The organism is Aeromonas sp. ASNIH1, assembly GCF_002934285.1.
Classification (GTDB): Bacteria; Pseudomonadota; Gammaproteobacteria; order Enterobacterales; family Aeromonadaceae; genus Aeromonas; species Aeromonas caviae.
Map to the genome: position 1 here is coordinate 513,625 of NZ_CP026228.1, position 19,478 is coordinate 533,102.

Annotated in this window: 17 protein-coding genes; 8 read left to right on the forward strand and 9 right to left on the reverse strand. The window is 64.1% G+C overall.

Features of this window, described 5'->3' with window-relative positions:
• Nucleotides 1-75 precede the first annotated feature (75 nt).
• The 3 genes from C2U37_RS02415 to C2U37_RS02425 all read right to left on the reverse strand — a co-directional run bounded on the left by C2U37_RS02415 (nucleotide 76) and on the right by C2U37_RS02425 (nucleotide 7,097).
• On the reverse strand, nucleotides 76-3,537 hold the full coding sequence (locus tag C2U37_RS02415; RefSeq protein ID WP_104451755.1) for a hybrid sensor histidine kinase/response regulator: 3,462 nt from the start codon (nucleotides 3,535-3,537) through the stop codon (nucleotides 76-78).
• Between the two features lie 63 nt (nucleotides 3,538-3,600).
• Nucleotides 3,601-4,743 carry a 3-phenylpropionate MFS transporter gene (locus C2U37_RS02420; RefSeq protein WP_010673233.1) on the reverse strand — a complete coding sequence of 381 codons (1,143 nt, stop codon included), beginning with the start codon at nucleotides 4,741-4,743 and terminating at the stop codon, nucleotides 3,601-3,603.
• A 260-nt stretch (nucleotides 4,744-5,003) separates the two neighbouring features.
• Nucleotides 5,004-7,097: a TonB-dependent hemoglobin/transferrin/lactoferrin family receptor gene (locus tag C2U37_RS02425; RefSeq protein ID WP_104451756.1), complete on the reverse strand. Its 2,094-nt coding sequence runs from the start codon at nucleotides 7,095-7,097 to the stop codon at nucleotides 5,004-5,006.
• A 196-nt stretch (nucleotides 7,098-7,293) separates the two neighbouring features.
• Here C2U37_RS02425 and C2U37_RS02430 point away from each other — a divergent pair, with 196 nt between their 5' ends.
• Genes C2U37_RS02430 through C2U37_RS02440 form a run of 3 tightly spaced genes read left to right on the forward strand, consistent with a single transcriptional unit; the run spans nucleotide 7,294 to nucleotide 9,275 of the window.
• Nucleotides 7,294-8,262: a ChaN family lipoprotein gene (locus tag C2U37_RS02430; RefSeq protein ID WP_104451757.1), complete on the forward strand. Its 969-nt coding sequence runs from the start codon at nucleotides 7,294-7,296 to the stop codon at nucleotides 8,260-8,262.
• 14 nt (nucleotides 8,263-8,276) lie between these two features.
• A complete protein-coding gene (locus tag C2U37_RS02435; protein ID WP_010673230.1) occupies nucleotides 8,277-8,828 on the forward strand; it encodes a cysteine hydrolase family protein in 552 nt (183 codons plus the stop codon).
• 39 nt (nucleotides 8,829-8,867) lie between these two features.
• On the forward strand, nucleotides 8,868-9,275 hold the full coding sequence (locus C2U37_RS02440) for a hypothetical protein (protein WP_041211184.1): 408 nt from the start codon (nucleotides 8,868-8,870) through the stop codon (nucleotides 9,273-9,275).
• 64 nt (nucleotides 9,276-9,339) lie between these two features.
• Here the strand turns inward: C2U37_RS02440 and hutZ are convergent, their stop codons facing one another.
• On the reverse strand, nucleotides 9,340-9,897 hold the full coding sequence (gene hutZ / locus C2U37_RS02445) for a heme utilization protein HutZ (protein ID WP_104451758.1): 558 nt from the start codon (nucleotides 9,895-9,897) through the stop codon (nucleotides 9,340-9,342).
• Entirely contained in the window at nucleotides 9,894-10,406 is a 513-nt protein-coding gene (gene hutX, locus C2U37_RS02450) for a heme utilization cystosolic carrier protein HutX (RefSeq protein ID WP_041214612.1), read from the reverse strand. Before hutX ends, hutZ begins: the two co-directional genes overlap by 4 nt.
• Before the next feature lie 167 nt (nucleotides 10,407-10,573).
• Here hutX and C2U37_RS02455 point away from each other — a divergent pair, with 167 nt between their 5' ends.
• The 3 genes from C2U37_RS02455 to C2U37_RS02465 are packed head-to-tail and all read left to right on the forward strand — an operon-like array spanning nucleotide 10,574 to nucleotide 13,254.
• Nucleotides 10,574-11,419, forward strand: coding sequence for a heme/hemin ABC transporter substrate-binding protein (locus C2U37_RS02455; protein WP_103260746.1), 846 nt, complete (start codon nucleotides 10,574-10,576; stop codon nucleotides 11,417-11,419).
• Nucleotides 11,416-12,447: a FecCD family ABC transporter permease gene (locus C2U37_RS02460; RefSeq protein WP_164882007.1), complete on the forward strand. Its 1,032-nt coding sequence runs from the start codon at nucleotides 11,416-11,418 to the stop codon at nucleotides 12,445-12,447. Before C2U37_RS02455 ends, C2U37_RS02460 begins: the two co-directional genes overlap by 4 nt.
• A 15-nt stretch (nucleotides 12,448-12,462) precedes the next feature.
• The gene (locus C2U37_RS02465; RefSeq protein WP_104451759.1) at nucleotides 12,463-13,254 is read left to right on the forward strand and encodes a heme ABC transporter ATP-binding protein; all 792 of its coding nucleotides are present in this window, start codon (nucleotides 12,463-12,465) and stop codon (nucleotides 13,252-13,254) included.
• A 97-nt stretch (nucleotides 13,255-13,351) separates the two neighbouring features.
• Here C2U37_RS02465 and C2U37_RS02470 read toward each other — a convergent pair whose 3' ends face one another.
• Nucleotides 13,352-13,960, reverse strand: coding sequence for a YitT family protein (locus tag C2U37_RS02470; protein WP_039040037.1), 609 nt, complete (start codon nucleotides 13,958-13,960; stop codon nucleotides 13,352-13,354).
• A gap of 292 nt (nucleotides 13,961-14,252) precedes the next feature.
• Between C2U37_RS02470 and C2U37_RS02475 the strand changes: the two genes are divergently transcribed.
• A complete protein-coding gene (locus C2U37_RS02475) occupies nucleotides 14,253-15,602 on the forward strand; it encodes a UDP-glucose dehydrogenase family protein (protein WP_104451760.1) in 1,350 nt (449 codons plus the stop codon).
• On the forward strand, nucleotides 15,599-16,597 hold the full coding sequence (locus C2U37_RS02480; protein WP_104451761.1) for an NAD-dependent epimerase: 999 nt from the start codon (nucleotides 15,599-15,601) through the stop codon (nucleotides 16,595-16,597). The genes C2U37_RS02475 and C2U37_RS02480 overlap by 4 nt, the downstream gene beginning before the upstream one ends.
• 42 nt (nucleotides 16,598-16,639) lie before the next feature.
• Here C2U37_RS02480 and C2U37_RS02485 read toward each other — a convergent pair whose 3' ends face one another.
• Genes C2U37_RS02485 through C2U37_RS02495 form a run of 3 tightly spaced genes read right to left on the reverse strand, consistent with a single transcriptional unit; the run spans nucleotide 16,640 to nucleotide 19,417 of the window.
• Nucleotides 16,640-18,328, reverse strand: coding sequence for an ArnT family glycosyltransferase (locus C2U37_RS02485; RefSeq protein ID WP_052815197.1), 1,689 nt, complete (start codon nucleotides 18,326-18,328; stop codon nucleotides 16,640-16,642).
• On the reverse strand, nucleotides 18,318-18,677 hold the full coding sequence (locus tag C2U37_RS02490) for a lipid-A-disaccharide synthase N-terminal domain-containing protein (protein WP_039040033.1): 360 nt from the start codon (nucleotides 18,675-18,677) through the stop codon (nucleotides 18,318-18,320). Before C2U37_RS02490 ends, C2U37_RS02485 begins: the two co-directional genes overlap by 11 nt.
• Nucleotides 18,677-19,417 carry a glycosyltransferase family 2 protein gene (locus C2U37_RS02495; protein ID WP_042016786.1) on the reverse strand — a complete coding sequence of 247 codons (741 nt, stop codon included), beginning with the start codon at nucleotides 19,415-19,417 and terminating at the stop codon, nucleotides 18,677-18,679. Before C2U37_RS02495 ends, C2U37_RS02490 begins: the two co-directional genes overlap by 1 nt.
• Nucleotides 19,418-19,478 lie beyond the last annotated feature (61 nt).

The following is a 19,478-nucleotide window of genomic DNA, read 5'->3' on the forward strand; positions in this document are numbered from 1 at the left end:
CGCCATCATCGGCGATCATAACGCCTGGATGGCATTCAATAAATGTTCAGCCAATGCTGGATTCTGTGAGACCAGTCACTGAACCGGCATCAGCAGGCTGTTCATCAGGGCGCGCAGCTTGAGAGGTTTGACCGGTTTGCTCACGTAGCCGAAGCCGTGCTCACGGATCTGTGCCTGCAACTCGCTCTTGCGATCCGCACTGATGATGATGCCGCCGATACCGTTGCCGTGGGCCAGCCTGATCATGTGCAGCGCCTGCAACCCGGTCTTGCCGTCATCCAGGTGATAATCCGACAGCACCAGCGCAGGCAGGAAGCCGCCGCCGATGATCTCTTCCGCCTGCTCCAGGCTCTGGGCACAGCGCACCTCGCAGCCCCAGCGTCCCAGCAGCGAGGCCATGGCGATGAGGATATCCTCCTCGTTGTCGATGCAGAGGATCCTGACCCCTTCCAGCTGACTGTCTCGCAGGGCCGGGGTCGTCACCTGGCTGGGGATGACGGGCCGGGTCGCGAGGTTCAGGGTGATGGCAAAGACGGACCCCGCTCCGGGCCAGCTGCGCAGGGAGAGCTGATGACCCAGCACCAGCGAAATGCCGCGGGCGATGGCGAGCCCGAGGCCAAGCCCCTGCTCCCTGGCGGTGCGGGAGTGATCGAGGCGGGAAAACTCGTCGAAGATCGCCTCCTGCTTGCCCTCCGGGATGCCGGGGCCGTTGTCCCACACCTCGATGCGCACTTTATCCCCCATGCGGCGACAGCCGAGCAGCACCCGACCGCCGGGGTTGTAGCGAAATGCGTTGGTGAGGAAGTTCTGCAACACCCGCCGCAGCAAGCGCACATCGCTGTAGACCGCAAGGCGGCTCTCCACCACGGAGAACTGGATCCCACCGGCCTGGGCCAGCACGCCGAATTCCGCCTTGAGATTGTCCAGCACATCGCTCAGGGCGAAATCGAGCTTCTTCGCCTTGAACTTGCCCGCCTCGAGGCGCGAGATGTCCAGCAGATCCGTGATGAGATCCTCGGTCGCCCCCAGGGCGTCGTCGATGTGGCGAGCGATGCGGGCCGGTTCGTCCTCCGGGGGCAGCATCTCCAGCAAGGAGGAGGTAAAGAGCTTGGCCGCGTTCAGCGGCTGGGTCAGGTCGTGGCTCACCGCCGCAAGGAACCGGCTCTTGGACTGGTTGGCCCTCTCCACCTGCTGGTTTACCAGCAGCAGTTGGCGATTGAGTTCGGAGAGCTCGTGGGTGCGCTCGGCCACCCGCGCCTCCAGGTGCTCGTTCGCTTCTCGCAGCACCCGCTCCGCCGCCCTGAACGGGGTGATGTCGGTGAAGGTCATGACAAACCCCCCCGCTGGCATGGGGTTGCCCTGCATCTCGATGACCCGGCCATCGGGACGCTCCCGCGCCGAGACATGGGGGCTGCCACGCTTCATGAAGGCAACCCGCCGCGCCACCTGGGCCTCGATGTCTCCCTGACCGCACAACCCCTGTCCGGCGTTGTAGCGGATGATCTCCTCGATGGAACGGCCCACCTGAATGAGACCGGGGGGATAGGAGAACAGCTCGATGTAGCGTCGGTTCCAGGCCACCAGCCTGAGCTCCCTGTCCACCACGGAGATCCCCTGCCCCATGTGTTCGATTGCCCCCTGCAACAGGCCGCGGTTGAAGCGGAACATGTCGGAGGCCTCGTCCACTATGGTGGCGATCTCCTCGAGCTGCATGTTGCGCCCCTGCAGGGCGGAGGCCAGCACCAGGCGGGCGGACGAGGTACCGAACACCCCGGCCAGCAGTCGCTCCGTGTGGGCGATGAGCTCGGCGGAGGCCTGCATCTGGGGCGCCAGGGTGCCTCCCCGCTCGCCGGCGAAGCGGCCGAAGGCCCGCTTGACGCGGCTGGAACCGACGAAACGGGCCGCCAGCATCTCCAGCTCCTTCACCGAGACCCGCGCATGATAAAGCGCCGAGGTATCCCGGCTCGTCTTGCCGACGAAGTTGGCTGCCTGCAGCCGCTCACTCACCGCCGCCCGTGACAGCAGGGAGCCCGCCACATAGCCGGCGAGGTTGAGCAGAAGACTCAGGAAGAGGCACCAGGCCCCCAGGCTCAGATCCCGCACCGCCGGCCAGTCTGGGGGCGCCAGCAGGGCTTCGAGGGGGGAGCCAGCCAGCAGTCCGCTCTCCGCCAGCAGGGTCACGAACCAGAGGCTGACCCCGAGGGCGAGCCCGAGATAGACCCCCTTGCGATTGCCATGACGCCAGTACAGGCCGAGCAGCAGGGCTGGCGCGAACTGGGCCACGGCCCCGAACGAGAGATAGCCGATGCGCGACAGACTGGTGAGATCCCCGAGCCAGAGATAGAGCGCCCAGGCCGCCAGCAAAATCAGCAAGATGGCGCCCCGACGCACCTGCAGCAGCAACCGCATCAGGCGTTCGTCCCGCCCCTGTTGCCAGACCCGGCGCAGCAGGACCGGCAACACCAGATCGTTGCTCACCATGATGGCCAGGGCGATGGTGCAGACGATCACCATGCCGGTGGCCGCCGAGGTGCCGCCGAGAAATGCCAGCATCGCCATGCCGTCGAATCCGAGGGACATGGGGAGGCTTATCACATAGGTGTCCGAGGCCATGTCTGCCCCGACCCACTGCTTGCCTGCCAGCGCCAGCGGCCAGATGAAGAGCCCCATCAGGAAGAGATAGAGGGGGAAGAGCCAGCGGGCCCAGTGCAGATCCTGTCCCTGGTTGTTCTCCACCACGGTCACGTGAAACTGGCGCGGCAGGCAGATGACGGCGCACATGGCGATCAGGGTGTAGATGGCGAGCTCCAGCAGACTGCCCGGCGTCACCGCCACCACCGCATCGAGGAAGTCGCCCGCCACCAGGGTACGCGCCTCGCTCGGTCTGGCGATGATGAGCCAGAGCGCAAAGCCCCCCACCGCCATGAAGGCGAGCAGCTTGACCACGGACTCAAAGGCGATGGCCACCACCATGCCCCTGTGGTGCTCGGTGGCATCCAGGTTGCGGGTGCCGAACAGAATGCTGAACAGGGCCAGCAGCAGGGTGACCCCCAGTGCCAGCTCCGCCATGTTGCTGGTGGGGCTGACCCCCGTGCTGTTGGCCATCAGCAGATCGAGCCCGGTGACGATCGCCTTGAGCTGCAGCACCAGATAGGGAAGTATCCCCATGACGGCGATGAGGCTGATCACCATGGCCAGGCGCTGGGACTTGCCATAACGGGCGGCAATGAAATCGGCGATGGAGGTGATGTGCTCGCGCTTGGCCACCAGGATGAGGCGGGCCAGCAGGCGCCAGCCAAACAGGAACACCAGCATGGGGCCCAGGTAGATGGGCACCGGCGACCAGGGGGATTCGCTGGCCTGGCCCACGGTGCCGAAGAAGGTCCAGGAGGTGCAATAGACCGCCAGCGACAGGCTGTAGAGCAGAGGCTGCCCCTTGGGGCGACGGCGCTTGTTCTTGTCCGCCACATAGGCGATGAGGAACAGCAAGCCCAGATAGGCGAGCGACAACCCGATCAGCAGCCATCCTTGGTGCATCTCTCTACTTCCCTTTTCCAGATAAGTCGGAGGCCTGCCGCGCCAGAGACCGGCAGACCTGTGTCATCGGCCCTGTTCAGGGCTCTCTTCACGCAGCCGCAACACGAAGACCGGCAGCACTACCAGCACCATGATAAAGAAGATGCCGCCTCCCAGCGGCTCGAACAGCACGCCGCAGATCGCCATCAGGGCCGCCACCGTCATGCCGAGGCCGAGCGCCGCATAGAGCGCCTGGGTGGGGATCTGCTGCTCCGCGGGCAACTGGCGGGTCATGAAGCGGATGGCGCCAAGGTGACTGACGCAGAAGGTGACCCCGTGCAGCAGCTGGCCGAGCACCAGCACCGCCAGGTCGGTAGAACTGCCGAGCAGCACCCAGCGCACCACGCAGCCAAGGGCCCCCACCAGAAACAGGGTCTGGGCGCCGAAGCGCTGGAGGAAGCGCTTGTCCGCGGCGAACATGGCGATCTCCGCCACCACTCCCAGAGCCCAGAGATACCCGATCAGGGTGCCGCTGTAGCCGGCGCTCTTCCAGTAGATGGCGCTGAAACCGTAGTAGGCCGCATGGCTCCCCTGCAGCAGGGCGGTGATGAGCAGGAAGCGGCGCACCGGTGCCGACCTGAGCGTGACGAGCAACGAGGCCTTGGCCCGCTCCCCTTGCAGCTCCCGGGGGGCGGGTCGCAGCGGCAGCAGGCTGAGCCCCAGCATGATCAGCAGCCCGGCCACCATGGTGTGCAGCACCCAGTCGCTGCCAAAGTTGCCCACCAGGGCCCCCACCAGGGTGGAGGCGACGATAAAGGCAAAGGAGCCACACAGCCGCACCTTGCCGTAGTCGAGGTGAGTCTGAACCACCATGCGGGTGGCAAGCGCCTCTCCCATGGGCATCAGGGTCGGGTAGATGAAGTTGGCCGCCAGGGTCAGCACCACCAGCCACCAGAGGCTGTGGCCCAGATAGAAACCGAGGAAGGCCAGCAGACTCAGCAGACAGAGCAGCCGGGTGACGGGCAGCAACTGGCCGGCCCCCTTGACTCGCCCCATCACCATCAGGTTGCCGGCAAAGCGGATGGCCATGCCCACCCCCAGCAACAGCCCTATCTGTTCAGTACTCACCCCGATGCCTTCCAGCCAGAGCGACCAGAACGGCAGGTAGGCGCCATAAACGAAGTAGAAGGCGCCAAAAAACAGGGCTAACCAGGAGAACGCGGGCATAGGGGCTCGGCAGCGGGACAAGGGGCACAAATGATAACCGATTTCGGGACGGGGATCCCCAGGCGGCATGACAGATAAAAACCATAAATATCAATAAAGTTGAACCTTTGTCACATCCCCCTGTCTATTGGGTAACACCGCTTCCTGATGAGTGTTGCAATCCTTCCACCCGCCCCTGGCGGGTTTCTTTTTTGCAGACGCCGACCTTCATGACAAAAGGGGCCCGAGGGCCCCTTTTCCTTCATGCTGGTCCACGACCATCAGAACACGTACTTGACCCGTGCACTGAGGTTGCGGCCAGGCTCGGTCTGCTTGCTGGTATCCGCGGTGGCGGCAAGGCCGGTGATGCTCTCGTAGCTCACGTACTCCTTGTCAAACAGGTTGAACACCCCCACGTTGAGCTGCAGGTCCTGCACCGGCTTGAACTGGGCATAGAGATCCACCACGCCCCAGCCTGCGCTCTTGATGTTGTCGTTGCCTCGCGCATCCTTGCCCACCTTGTCCATGTCGTCGGCAAAGCGCAGGGCGGTGTTGATGTTCCAGTTCGGCTGCTCCAGACGCACTCCGACGCTGCCGTTCAGGGGGCTCAGGCTGTTGATGTAGTTGCCCTCGCCATCCTTGCCCTCGATGTAGGCCAGGTTGCCCCAGACGTTGACCAGCTCGTTCAACCAGTAGTCCGCCTTGGCCTCGGCCCCCTTGGTGGTCGCCTTGTCCAGGTTCTGGTACTGATAGAGGGCGGTACGGCCTTCGGTGCCCACGGCCGTCAGTTCGATGAAGTCGTCGAACTTGTTGTAGAAGGTGGCCACTTCATAGCTGAACCCGCCACGGCTGCCGCGCACCCCCAGATCGATGCCGTCGCTGCTCTCTGGCTTGAGGTTCGGGTTGGGCTCGATGCGATAGCCATACGCCTGGTGGTTCAGGGTGGAGAAGGCGTTGTCATACATGGGCGCCTTGAAGCCGTGGCTGTACTGGGCGAACAGGTTCGCCGCCTCGTGCGCCTTGAACACCAGCCCCTGCTTGGGAGAGAACTCCCCTTCGGAGATCTTCTTCATGCTCTCGCCCGTGTAGGCGGGATCCTCGTCCGGGGTCATCTTGTAGTAGTCGTAACGCACGCCCGGGGTCAGCACCCAACGCTCGCCGAACTTGATCTCGTCAAAGGCCCAGAGCGCACTGCGCTCGCTGGTGGTGGAGGGGAAGCTCAGCTCGTTGTAGCCGACGAAGTCACCCGGAACGGTCGGCCCCTTGAAGCGGGTGCGCTCGTTGTCGGTGTGCTCGTATTCCAGGCCCCAGGCCAGACGCTGGCTGGCGAGCGCCTTGTTGAACTTCACCTGGGCGCCCAGGCTCTCCTGCTCGAAACCGTTGTGATCCAGGGAGTTCTTGGTCACATAGGGGTTGCCCGGCATGACCGGATACTTGGACGAAGCGTACTGATCCAGGGTCTGCTTGGCGCGGCTGTAGTAGATCTTGCTGTCCACGCGATCCGCCCAGGGGGCGTTCAGGGCGAGGCCATGATCCAGTACCAGGGAGAGGTTGTCGGTCTCTTTGTCGGTAATGGGCTGGTTGAAGACGGAGCCCGCCTTGGTCAGATCGATGGCATCCGGATCCTGCCCCTCGGTGAAGTAATCCACCGTCAGTTTCAGGAACTGATCATCGGAGAGATTCCACTTGCTCTTGAACAGCACGGCCTGACTGACGATGTCGAACTCGTTCTTGTCGCCGTCATAATTCTGGGTGACACCGCCATCGCGCCAGGTGTAGCGCAGCAGGTTCTCGACTTCCCCGGTGCGCAGCGCCCCCGTGATGCCGGCCATTCTCTGGTGGCTGCTGGAGGCATAACCCGTGGTCGCATCCAGATAGCTGTCGCGGCCCTTGAGGAAGTCGCCAGCATCCTTGGTGGTGATGGCAATGACGCCTCCCAGAGCATCGGAACCGTAAGCGGCGGAGGCCGGCCCTTTGGCCACTTCCACCTGCTTGATCATGTCGGTGTCGAAGTAGGTCTGACCCACGCCGCCATTCTTGTAGGCATCGTTCTGGCGCACACCGTCCTGCACCACCTTGACCCGGTTTTCGCTCATGCCGCGAATGGTGAAGGTCTGGGCATCTCCTGCGCCTCCCTGCACGCTCACCCCGGGCTCATAGCGGAACAGATCGGCGACGTTGCTGACGACCTGCTCTTCAATCTGCTCCGAGGTAATGACGGCGATGGGACCGGAAACATCTTCCAGCTTCTGTTCCATCCGTGAGCCGCTGACGACCATGACTTCATCGGCTTTCTTGTCTGCGGCGAAAGCGGGGGAGATCAGCCCGGCCGCCACGGCGAGGGCTATCAGGGAGGGGGGGTTGTTGTGCGCCACTGCAAAGCCCTTATTGAGAATTATTATCAAGCGGAAGGCATATTACCCCGCCAGAGACAAAGATCAATAATAAAGTGAATCATTCTCATTTCACTTTATCATCATTCCCCCTTACACTGGCGCCACTTTTTCGCTCGCCATGCCGCCATCCCATGGTGCAGCCTTTTCCCATCCCCTGTTTCTTGAGTGAGTAACCATGACCCGACGACTCCCCCTGCTCGCCCTGCCCCTGCTGCTGGCCGCCTGCGCCACCACGCCGCAGACTCCCCCACCCGAGACGCTCTATGACGCACGGCTCGATACGGCCCAGGGGCAGGCGCTGACCTTCGAGCAGGCGGTGACACGGGTGGCGGATGCCGACATCGTGCTGGTGGGGGAGCTTCACACTCACCCGGCCATCCATCTGTTGCAGGCCCGTCTGCTGGCAGGGCTTGACGAGATGTCGCAAGCCGATGGCCGGGCCCTGGTGCTCTCCATGGAGCAGTTCAGCCGCGCCGATCAGCCGGTGCTGGATGCCTACCTGGCCGGACGCATCGGCGAATCGGTCCTCATTCGAGATGGCCATGCCTGGCCCAACTACCAGAGTGATTACCGCCCTCTGGTGGAATTCGCCAAGGCGCAGCACCTGCCAGTGATCGCCGCCAATGCCCCCAAACCCCTGGTGAGCTGCGTCGGTCAGGAGGGACCGGCCTGGCTCGACAAACTGCCGGCCAATCGCCGCAGCCAGCTTGCCCGCGAGCTGACTCTGGGGGATGACGGCTACCGCCAGAAGTTCATGGCCTCCATGCACCATGGGGATGCGGACGGCAATGCCCGTCGCTTCGCCGCCCAGACCAGCTGGGACGACACCATGGCCGAAAGCATGGTGGATTATCTGGGCAAGCATCCCGGCAGGCGCATCATGCATATCGCAGGCAACTTCCACGTGGAGGGGGGACTCGGGATCGCCAGTCGCATCGCCAGCCGCAATCCGGCACTCAAGGTGGCGCTCATCGTGCCGCAAACCGGTGACGAGACAGCCCCCGGGAGAGACGCAGATGTCAGGGTCCACATCGCTCCCCTGCCGGAACGCTGGCTAAATGCAAAGGAAATGAAGCAAGATATGGGCGCACTGCATCAATCCCGAAGCCGTGACTGCAGCCAATGGTTGCAACCCTCAAAATAGCCCAAGGATTTCATATGGATGTGTTACTCGTCATCGACATGCAACAGGGGTTGTTCGATAACCCCCGCCATCAGGATGCCCAGGTCATCGCCAACATCAATCGTCTGGCCGATCGCGTGCGGGGCCAACACGGACGGGTCATCTATGTGCAACACGACGAACCGGGTTCCGAACTGGAACCTGGCAGTGCGGGCTGGCAACTGCACGCCGATCTGACCCCGTCTCCCCACGACAGCCGGGTGCGCAAGACTGCCTGTGACAGCTTCCTCGACACCGAGCTCGGCTTCCTGCTGGCAGAGCAGTCGGTAGACAGACTGCTCATCTGCGGCTGTGCCACCGACTTTTGCGTCGATACCACGTTGCGCAGCGCCGCCGCCAGGGGCTTTGACGCCTTTGCGGTGACCGACGCCCATACCACGGCGGACAGGCCGCACCTGAGTGCGGAGCAGATCATCCAGCACCACCACTTCATGTGGCGGCATCTGAGCCTGCCTCAGGGCAGAAGCGTGACCCTGCTCACGACGGATGAGCTGCTGGCCACCATTCAACCCGAGCGGGCGTGTTAAGCTGCCCGTCCTGATGTGAACACCCGATTGGAGTCTTGTGTGCGTCTACTCTCTGCCGTTGCCCTCACGCTGCTGTTACCGGCGCTCACCGCCTGCTCCGGCTTGCCGGGGGCAGCCCCCGATGGCCCGGCCCCCCTGTTCCACACCCATATCAGCGACGACGGGAGCAAGCGCTTCACCTTCGAGGCCGCCCCTCTCGACGTCCTGCCAACCCGGTTGCAGGAGGGAGATGACAACCGGCTGAGCCGCCGTGACAAGAGCCTGCTGGAACGCCGGGAAGCCCTGCAGGACGAGCAGCTCACCCAGATGCTGGCCACGCGCAAGTATTGCCGAAGCGGCTATATCGTCCTCAGCCAGACCTCCTGGAAGATCCGCGGGGAATGCAACGAAAGCGCCACCCAGGCCGATCGCGATGCCTTCCCCAACCAGGCAGGCTGGCAGGAGTAACCCGGGACATAACAACAAAACGGGCAGCCCAGGCTGCCCGTTTCTCATCTCGCTAATTGTTCCCTCAAACGGGTTCATCCGCCGGGCTGGTCAGCTCGGCGCCATTGTCGATGCGTTTGTGCCCTTCCACCAGGTGAACGAAGTCCACCAGCTCGTCACCGGAGACCCGGAACGCCTGGCCGAAGCCCTTGACGAACAGACCCTGCTCTGGCTTGAGGCGAAACAGCACGAAGTCCTTGAGGTTGGAGAGCCCTTTGACTATCTCGCCGAAACGCCCTTCCAGCGCCGCGATCGCCTTGCCCCAGCGCTCGTCATCCCGTGCCACCACCTCGGCGACCGCATCGAAGGTCAGACGCTTGCGGGCAAACAGCTCGCGGGCACCGGTTTCGTCCTCAATCAGCATCAGCGATACCTTGGGCACCTGTTGCAGGTTGCGGGCGTGGCGAGCTATCTCGGAGATGAGCACATAGTATCCATCTTCCTGCAGCACGAAGGGGGCATAGCTGGCATTGGGGTTGCCTTCGCCATCCACAGTGGCGAGCTGCAGGGTACGGCAACCGTCGCGGAACTCGCGGATCTCCGGTTGCAGGCGGTTTTGCAGGCGCTCCTGACGTTCACTCATGCTTTCACTTCCTCTTGATACTGACGGCGCAGGGCCATGAAACGCTCCACCTGCTCAGGCAGCAGTTGACGCTGCTCGTCCCGGCCCAGGTAGATCTTGAAAATGCAGCGGCCACTGTGGCCGAAGAACTGGAAGGAGTGGCCTTCCTTGCCCATGAAGAGCTTGCTGACCAGGGCGATGCCCGCCACGTTATCGAGCTTGAGGTGGCCGTGCAGCTCCCCGTCCCGCCCCATCAGGTTGTAGTAGCCGCGCGCGTTCTTGCCCTTGGGGAAGGGAGCCTTCACCTCGAAGATGGAGCCATCGGATTCGACGATGGTGGTCACCTGACCCCAGCTGGCCAGGTCCGCCAGCAGGGCTTCGGCCTCCCCGGCCGGCACTTGCGTCATCAGGGCGGCAGGCAGATGGCGTACCACCTCCCATTCGCTGACTGCCAGCTCGGTGGCGAGGGTGGACGGGTGGGCGCTGGGGTCTTGCTCCAGCAGCGCGTGAATGCGTTGTGCAATGCTCATCGGTTCTCCCTGGATGATCTGGCGATGGTGCTCGGTGTCGCGGCGGATACTGTAATAAAGCGCCCCAAGTAACGCAATTGATAATCGCTTTCATTCTCAGTGCATTTTGATGGGCGACTTGATATTCTCGGCGGCAACCCTATTTCATTCACCCTTCGGAGGTTCGCATGGGCCGTCGTTTTGCCCTCGCATTCAGCCTGCTCGGCTGTGCCCTTTCCCTCTCTTCCCCATCCGTCATGGCGGGGGAGCGTATCGTCAGCATAGGCCCGGCCACCACGGAACTCATCCTGGCACTGGGGGGCGAGCAGAGCCTGGTCGCCACCGATGTCAGCAGTCCGGAGCCCAGAGGCGTGCCCAAGGTCGGCTATCACCGTGCCCTCGCCGCCGAAGGGATCCTGAGTCTCTCTCCGACCCTGGTGGTCGGCAGCGACGAGATGGGCCCGAACAGCACACTTGATCAGTTGCGCCGTGCCAACGTCAAGGTCGAGGTCATGGCCACAGCCCCTACGCTGGCCAACCTCAACGAGCGTATCGACACCCTGGCCCATCTCCTGGGTGACCAGGCGGCAGGGAGCAAGCTCAAGGAGGAGATTGCCGCCCAGAGCGACACCCTGGCGGCGCAGGCGAAGCAGAACAAGCCCCTCAAGGTCGCCTTCCTGCTGTTGCACAAGGGTCAGCCCACCAGCATCGCCGGTGGCAACACCACCGCCAGCGCCCTCGTCACCCTGGCGGGCGGCGTCAATCCGGTGGCTGGGCTCCACGACTACAAGCCCGTCTCCACCGAATCCCTCATCGAGCTGCAACCTGATCTGGTGCTGGTGAGCGGCCGCGACTGGCAGCAGTATCAGGATCCCGACGCCGTCCTGAGTCAGGTGCCCGCCCTGTCAGCCACCCCGGCAGGCAAGAACAAGGCTATCCACGCCATCGACGGACATGCCCTGCAAGGGGGCCTCAGCCTTCGTTCCTTGCAACAGGCGAACCAGATCGCCCAGTGGATCAAGCAGGGTTCCTGATGCGCCTGCCTCTGCCCTGGCTGCTCGCCCTGACCGGCTGCGCGCTGGCGTTGCTGCTGGTCGGGTCCCTCGCGACCGGCCCCATGTCCCTCTCCCTTGGTGAGAGCCTGCGCGCCCTGTTTGCCGGACCACAGAGCGGGATTGAGGCTCACAAATTATTGATCGTGCAGGAGATCCGTCTGCCACGAACCCTGCTCTGCATCGCCGTGGGGGGCATTCTCGGCCTCTGCGGCGCCGTGATGCAGGGACTGTTTCGCAACCCCCTGGCAGACCCCGGCATCATAGGGGTGTCGGGTGGGGCGGCACTCGGCGCGGCCCTGGCCATCGTGTTGCTCGCCCCGTTGGGCTCGCACCTGCAGAGCCTGCTCGGCCTGGGGTTGCTGCCCCTGCTCGCCTTTCTCGGCGGAGCCCTCACCACCACCCTCGTCTATCTGCTGGGTACCCGGGAAGGGGGCACCTCGGTCACCGTGATGCTGCTGGCCGGGGTGGCCATCACGGCGCTCTCCGGCGCCGTCATCGGACTGCTCACCTATCTCGCCGACGATCAGATGCTGCGCAACCTGAGCCTGTGGCAGATGGGCTCCCTGGCGGCAGGCAAGCCGGTCGATGTGACGCTGGCGCTGCTGACCCTGGCCGCTTTGCTGCTGTTGTTCATGCGCGATGCCAATCCCCTCAACGCCCTGCTGCTGGGAGAAGGAGAAGCACGGCATCTGGGGGTGAGCGTGCAGACACTGAAGCGTCGCCTCATCCTGCTCACCGCTGCCGGTGTCGGCGTGGCGGTGGCCGTGGCGGGCATGATCGGCTTTGTCGGCCTGGTGGTTCCCCATCTGGTACGGCTGCTGGCCGGTCCCAACCATGTCCGCCTGTTGCCGCTGTCTGCCCTGTTGGGGGCTGGCCTGCTGCTGGGGGCCGACATGCTGGCACGCACCCTGCTCGCTCCGGCCGAGCTGCCCGTCGGCATCATCACCGCCCTGCTGGGTGCCCCCTTCTTCATCTGGCTCTTGGTCAAGAGCCGCCGAACCCTGTAACAGGAGATCGCCACCTTGCCCGGATCCCCCTCCCCCCTGCTCAGTTGCCGGGGTCTTCGCCTCAGTCGTGGCAACCGGCTTATCCTGGACAGCCTGGATCTCGACCTGCATGCCGGCAGCCTGACCGCCCTGCTCGGCCCCAACGGGGCGGGCAAAAGCTCGCTGCTCAAGTGCCTGACCGGCGAGCTGGAACATGAAGGGGAGATCCACCTGTTCGGCCAGACCCGCAGGGGGTGGACCGACAACGCTCTGGCCCACCGGGTCGGTGTGCTGCCGCAAAGCTCCTCCTTGAGCTTCCCCTTCCTGTGCGAAGAGGTGGTGGCCATGGGCCGGCTGCCCCACAGCGAGCCTGCCAGCCGGCGCGACGAGATAGTCCGCGCCGCCATGACCCACGCCGGGGTCGACCATCTGGCGAACCGCCTCTATCCCGGCCTTTCAGGCGGGGAGCGTCAACGGGTGCAGTTCGCCCGGGTGCTGGCCCAGATCTGGCAGGCCCCGGAGGAACCGCAGCAAGCGCGGCTGCTGCTGCTGGACGAGCCCACCTCGGCGCTGGATCTCAAATACCAGCACCAGTTGCTCGCCATGGCCCGGGCGCTGGCCGGTCGCAACACCGCCGTGCTGGTGGTGTTGCACGACCTCAATCTGGCAGCCCGCTACGCCGATAGGCTGGTGATGCTGGAGCAGGGCAGGCTGATGGCTGACGGCAGCGCAGGCGAGGTGCTGACCCCGGCGCTCATCGCGCGCCTCTACGGCTACCCCGCCCAGGTGATCCGCCACCCCGAGAGCGGCGTCCCCATGGTGGTGTGACACCCAGGGGCAGATAGCAACAGAGCGCCATCAGGCGCTCTGTCTTTTTGCGGTATCCAGCCCTGGGCTGACCAGCAGGGCAATCCCCACGGGCACATCAGGCTATCTGGTAGCGCCCCGGCTTGTGATTGAGTGTCAACACCAGGTTACAGATGATGGCAGCCACCACAGAAAGCGCCAGCAGCCAGGGGGAGACCACGAAGAAAGAGGCGACCACGATGGCGCAATCCAGCCCCATTTGCAGCTTGCCTGCCCGCACACCCCATCTGTCCTGAATGAAGAGCGCCAGGATGTTGAAGCCCCCCAGGCTCGCCTTGTGGCGGAACATGATGAGCAGCCCCATGCCGATCAGGGTGCCGCCGATCAGCGCCGCATAGACGGGTTCGATCTTGCCGATTTGCAGCACGGCGTTGAGGTGATCCGTCATGAAGGAGACGGTGGCCACGGCGGCAAAGGTATTGAGGGTGAAGCGCGGCCCCATTCTGAGCCAGGCCAGGGCATAGAAAGGCAGGTTCATGGCGAAGAACAGCAGGCCGAAGCTGATGCCGGTCACCTGTTGCAGCAGCAGCGCCAAGCCGGCGGTGCCACCGGTGAGCAGGCCGACCTGATGGAACAGGAAGATGCCGAGGGAAACGAAGCCTGCTGCGGTCAGCAAGGCGAGCACATCCTCATAGAGCGGGTGCGCAGAGCGTGAAGTGTTGTCCATAACCAGGTATCCAGTCGCGAAGCAAGAGAGTGTTGGCCGCCCGTCGGGCGGAGCGAGCCCCGTGAACCGAGGCTTCGTTATGCCGACAGTCTCCAATTTGAGTGAGATGGATCACAAGTCCCGCCCTTCACGCGCCAAAATGGTGCGCGTCATCCAGGCGTTACAATCCTTGCACCAAAATGTCCCACACTCACCGCCGGCATGATGCTGAAAAACCTGAAACGGGCCGCTGCCCCCGCGCCCGAATCGTTCTAGAATGAGTCGCTTGTCACTGCCAGCGGAACAACAGCGGATGAGAGTCACCGTATTCGGAATAGGTTATGTCGGGTTGGTTCAGGCCGCCGTACTGGCCGAGATGGGTCACAAGGTGGCCTGCGTGGATGTGGATGCCGACAAGGTCGCGGGCCTGAAAGAGGGGCGCATTCCCCTCTTCGAGCCCGGCCTCGCCCCTCTGGTGCAGCGCAACCATCAGGCCGGTCGCCTGATCTTCACCACAGACCCGGCCCGGGCGGTGGAGTTTGCCGAGCTTATCTTCATCGCGGTCGGAACGCCGCCGGACGAGGACGGATCCGCCGACCTCCATCAGGTAATGACGGTGGCGGACACCATAGGCCGCCTGATGCAAGGGGGCAAGGTGGTGGTCAACAAGAGCACTGTCCCTGTCGGCACCGCCAGCCGGGTACGGCGACACATTGCGGAGCGCCTCGCCGACCGTGGTCTCGATCTTCCGCTCGACGTGGTCTCCAACCCCGAATTTCTCAAGGAGGGCGCCGCCGTCGCCGACTGCCTGCGGCCGGATCGCATCATCATCGGCACCGACTCCGATCACGCCTTCTCCCTGCTGGAGGAGCTCTACGCCCCCTTCAACCGCAAGCGAGACCGCATCCTGCGGATGGATGCACGCAGCGCCGAACTGACCAAGTACGCCGCCAACGCCATGCTGGCGACCCGCATCTCCTTCATAAACGAGATGGCCACCCTGGCCGAAGCCCTGGGCGCCGATATCGAGGAGGTGCGCAAGGGTATCGGTGCCGATCCGCGCATCGGCCACCACTTCATCTACCCGGGCTGCGGTTATGGCGGATCCTGCTTCCCCAAGGATGTCAGGGCGCTGATCCACACCGCGAAGGAGGCGGGGTGCGAGACCCCCCTGCTGCGCTCGGTGGAGCAGGTCAACGAGGCACAGAAGCACAGGCTCATGACCCGGCTGCACCACCATTTTGGTGCCAGTCTGTCGGGGCGCACCTTCGCGTTATGGGGACTCGCCTTCAAACCCAATACCGACGACATGCGCGAAGCCCCGAGCAGGGTGCTGATGGAGGCGATCTGGGCGGCAGGAGGCAAGGTGCAGGCGTTCGACCCCGAGGCCATGACCGAGGCCACCCGCCTCTATGGCCAGCGGGCGGACTTGACCCTGTGCGACACCCAGGAAACCGCCCTCCAGGGGGCCGACGCCCTGCTCGTCTGCACCGAGTGGCAACAGTTCCGCGCACCGGATTTCGACCTGCTTCGCCAGACCCTGAAGCAGGCCATCATCTTCGACGGCCGCAACCTCTATGATCCGGCCCGTCTGCGCCAGCGCGGTTTCACCTACTATGCCATCGGCCGTGGCGACAGCCTGGCTCATCAGGAGGAGCGATGAAGTACCTCGTCACCGGCGCCGCCGGGTTTATCGGATTTCATGTGGCGCGCAGGCTCTGTGGCGACGGCCATCAGGTGGTGGGGATAGACAACCTCAACGACTACTACGTGGTGAGTCTCAAGGAGGCGCGCCTCGCCCTGCTCACGCCTCTGCCCGGCTTTCGCTTCGAGCGCACCGATCTCGCGGACCGCGCGGCCATGGCTTCGCTCTTTGCCCGCGAGCAGTTTGACCGGGTGATCCATCTGGGGGCCCAGGCCGGAGTGCGCTACTCCCTGGACAACCCCTTCGCCTACGCCGACAGCAACCTCACCGGCCACCTTACCGTGCTGGAGGGGTGTCGCCAGACCCGGGTGCAGCATCTGGTCTATGCCTCCTCCAGCTCGGTCTACGGGCTGAACGAACAGATGCCGTTCAAGCCGTCCGATGGGGCGGATCATCCCGTCTCCCTCTATGCGGCGAGCAAGAAGGCGGGGGAGCTGATGGCCCACTCCTACTCCCATCTCTACGGCCTGCCCACCACAGGGCTGCGCTTCTTCACCGTCTACGGCCCCTGGGGCCGGCCCGACATGGCCCTGTTCAAGTTCGTGCACGCCATCCTGAACGGCGACCCCATCGACCTCTACAACCAGGGCCAGCTCAGCCGGGATTTCACCCATGTCGACGACATCGTCGAGGGGATAGTACTCATCTCTGACAGCCCCCCCGCGGGCGATGCCCACTGGCAGGGAGCCCCGGACGCCAGCCCGGCCCCCTATCGCCTCTTCAACATCGGCAACGGCAGCCCGGTCAGGCTGCTGGACTTCGTGAATGCCATCGAGTCGGCCCTCGGCAAACGGGCCATCCGCAACATGCTGCCCATGCAGCCCGGCGACGTGCTCGCCACCTGGGCCGACACCCGCTCGTTGTTCGACGCCACGGGCTATCGCCCCCGTGTCGGGCTCCAGGAAGGGGTAGACAGCTTTGTCCGCTGGTATCGGGACTACTACCGGGTCTGAGCCAGGCGAGGTGGCAGGGTCCCCTGGCTCGCGACCCTGCGCTCAGGATGAAGGGGTATAGCTGAAGGGCACCATGGTGGGGGAGAGCCCACGGCAGGCGGATTTAAGTGCCTGCGGGCCTGCCAGCAGCCAGTCGGTGCGGTGACGGTTGCCGAGATTTTCCATCTTCGCGGGGTCAAAACACCTCACCATCAGGTCGGCGCTCCCCAGTACCCAGCGCCCGGGAGCAGCCCCTATCCAGGCGGCAGCTTCCCGGGCCTGCTCCCCGTCCCCCATCAGATAAGGGTAATGTTTCACTGGTTGCAGGCTAAACAGCAGATGCTGCTCCTTGAATCCCGCCAGCAGCAGTTCATCCCCCGCAGGCACCCTCTGCGCCGCCAATGCCATGACTCCCTGAGGGGTGCGCACCTCGTTGAGGCGCACGCTTATCCAGCAGGAGTAGATCAGCCACCCCACCGCCAGGGAGCAGAGAATGGCGGTCAGTGGCGCCCGGCGAAGCCAGGCATTGATCAGCAGCAAGGATCCCCCCAGCACCAGCAGGGGAAGCCAGGGATCCGGCCCCAGTTCCCCCAGACGGCTGGCCACTCTGTCGCTAAATGCCAGCACCAGAGCCCCCACCAGCCCTGCCCCTCCCAGCAGCCAGCCGAGTCCGGCCAGCAGTCGCCCCGGCCAGACCCGGACCAGCAGGGTGCCGATGAAGGGTGCGGTCAGGAGCGCCAGGGCGGGCGTACCGGGCGTGATGTAGACGCCCCGCTTGCCCGGCGAGCAGGAGAAAAACAGCACCACCAGCACCAGATAACCCAGCAGCAGCAGGATACGCCTGTCCTGCGCCCGAATGGCGCGCCGCCAGGCTACCACCAGCCAGGGCAGCAGCAGGGAGAGCGGCAGCCAGAACGGCGGGATCACCGAGGTGAGGTAGTACCAGAAGGGTTTGACGTGGTGCCAGGCGCTGGTATAGCGAGTCACCGTCTGGCGCAGCAGTATGTTGTCTCTGTAGGCCAGCAGGAGGGGATCTCCGCTTCGGGTCACGGCCTCCAGCATGGGGACCAGCCAGAGGCCCATCGCCAGAGCCATGGCCAGCGGCCCGAGCAGGGCCTTCAGCCAGGCTGACAAGGGCGCGGCGCGGATTTGCGACCTGTGGGTCCAGAGCGCGGGAAGCAGCACCAGCAGGGCCAGTACTCCTACCCCCTTGGTGATGACGCCAAGCCCAGCAGCAAACCAGCCGAGCCAGTACCAGCGCCACCCTCCCTCGCAGAGCAGGAAGCGCAGAAAACCATAGAGACCGAGGGTGATGAAGGCCGTCGCCAGGGCATCGATCTGCGCCGTCTTGGCCTGCAGGGTGAACTGGACGGTGAACAGCAGCAATAGCCCGGCCATAAAGCCGACCGCTGGGTTCCATAACCGACGCCCCAGGTCCCACACCAGCAAGATGGTCAGCAAGCCAGACAGCAGGGAGGGCAGCAGAAAGGCCACCTTGATGGAGCCAGTCAACACATAACCGATCGCGATCCCCCACATAAACAGCGGCGGCTTGTCCGGATAGAGCTCCCCGCCACGCATGGGGAAGAGCCACTGGCCGCTCTCCACCATCTCCCGGGCGATCAGGGCAAAACGCGGCTCGTCCGCCGGCCAGGGATCCCGCAGACCCAGCCCGGCCCCCAGCACCACCAGCGCGATCAGCAGCAACCAGCCAAGGGACGTCTGATTGAGCAGGGTGCGATCACTCACCATGACGAGCCTCCCCGGTCACTGCCTTGTCCCGCCGCCAGCCCCGATGCTGGATATCGAGATAGAGGCTGTAGAGCGCGGTGAAGGTGGGGAAGAGGTTTTGCAGCACACCGACAGAGTCCTGCTTGGGAGAGAAGGTGAAGTAGCTGAGCGTCATCAGGCTACCGATCACGCTCATGTACCAGAACAGGCGCGGGATGACGGGTCGTCCCGCCCGCCTGGACGCCAGAAACTGCACCAGCCAGCGTCCGCCGAACATCAGCGCCCCTGTATAGCCGATCAGCTTCCAGCCAGTGACATGCACCCCGGTCCAGTCCAGCCAGTCGATGGGGGCAGACAGCCAGGCGTCCATCACTCCAGCATCTCCCGGATTTCAACCACCTTGGATCGGCGCTGCAACCACCAGACCCCGACCACGTCCACCAGCCCGACCCAGAGCCGGTTCCAGACCCCATATTTGGAGATGCCCGCCTGGCGTGGCCTGTGGTTGACCGGCCAGGGCGCCATGCGCCCCCCTTGTGCCTGGATCAGCGCGGGGATGTAGCGGTGCATGTGATTGAAGGCGGGCAGTTTCAGATACCAGTCGCGACGCACCACCTTGAGCCCGCAGCCGGTATCCGGAATACCGTCGCGCAGCAGCAGATCGCGAAAGCCGTTGGCCAGCTTTGAAGAGAGGCGCTTGACCCAGTCGTCACGGCGGTTGACCCGGTGGCCGATGAGGCCCACCTGGTATGGATCGCTCTGGTAGCGGCGCATCGCCTCCTCCAGCATGGCGGGAATGTCGGCGGGATCGTTCTGACCATCGCCGTCGAGTACCACCAGCCAGTCGCCACGCCCGTGGCGCACTCCGCTCAGCACCGCCATGCTCTGGCCCACGGCATGGACATGACGTAGCACCTTCAGCCTGGTGAAACGCGTCTGCAAATCGCGCAGTACCACATGGCTGTCGTCCACACTGCCATCGTCCACATAGATCAGTTCGTACTCGAACCTGCCCCCAAGGGCGGCATCTATTTCGCCGACAAGCGGGGCCAGATTGTCCCGCTCATCCTTGGCAGGCACCACGACAGAGATATCGACCGATTCGACCATATGCACATCCTGCCCTCATCAGAGGCGCTATCGATTCACCCGGCAGACCCGACGACATTGC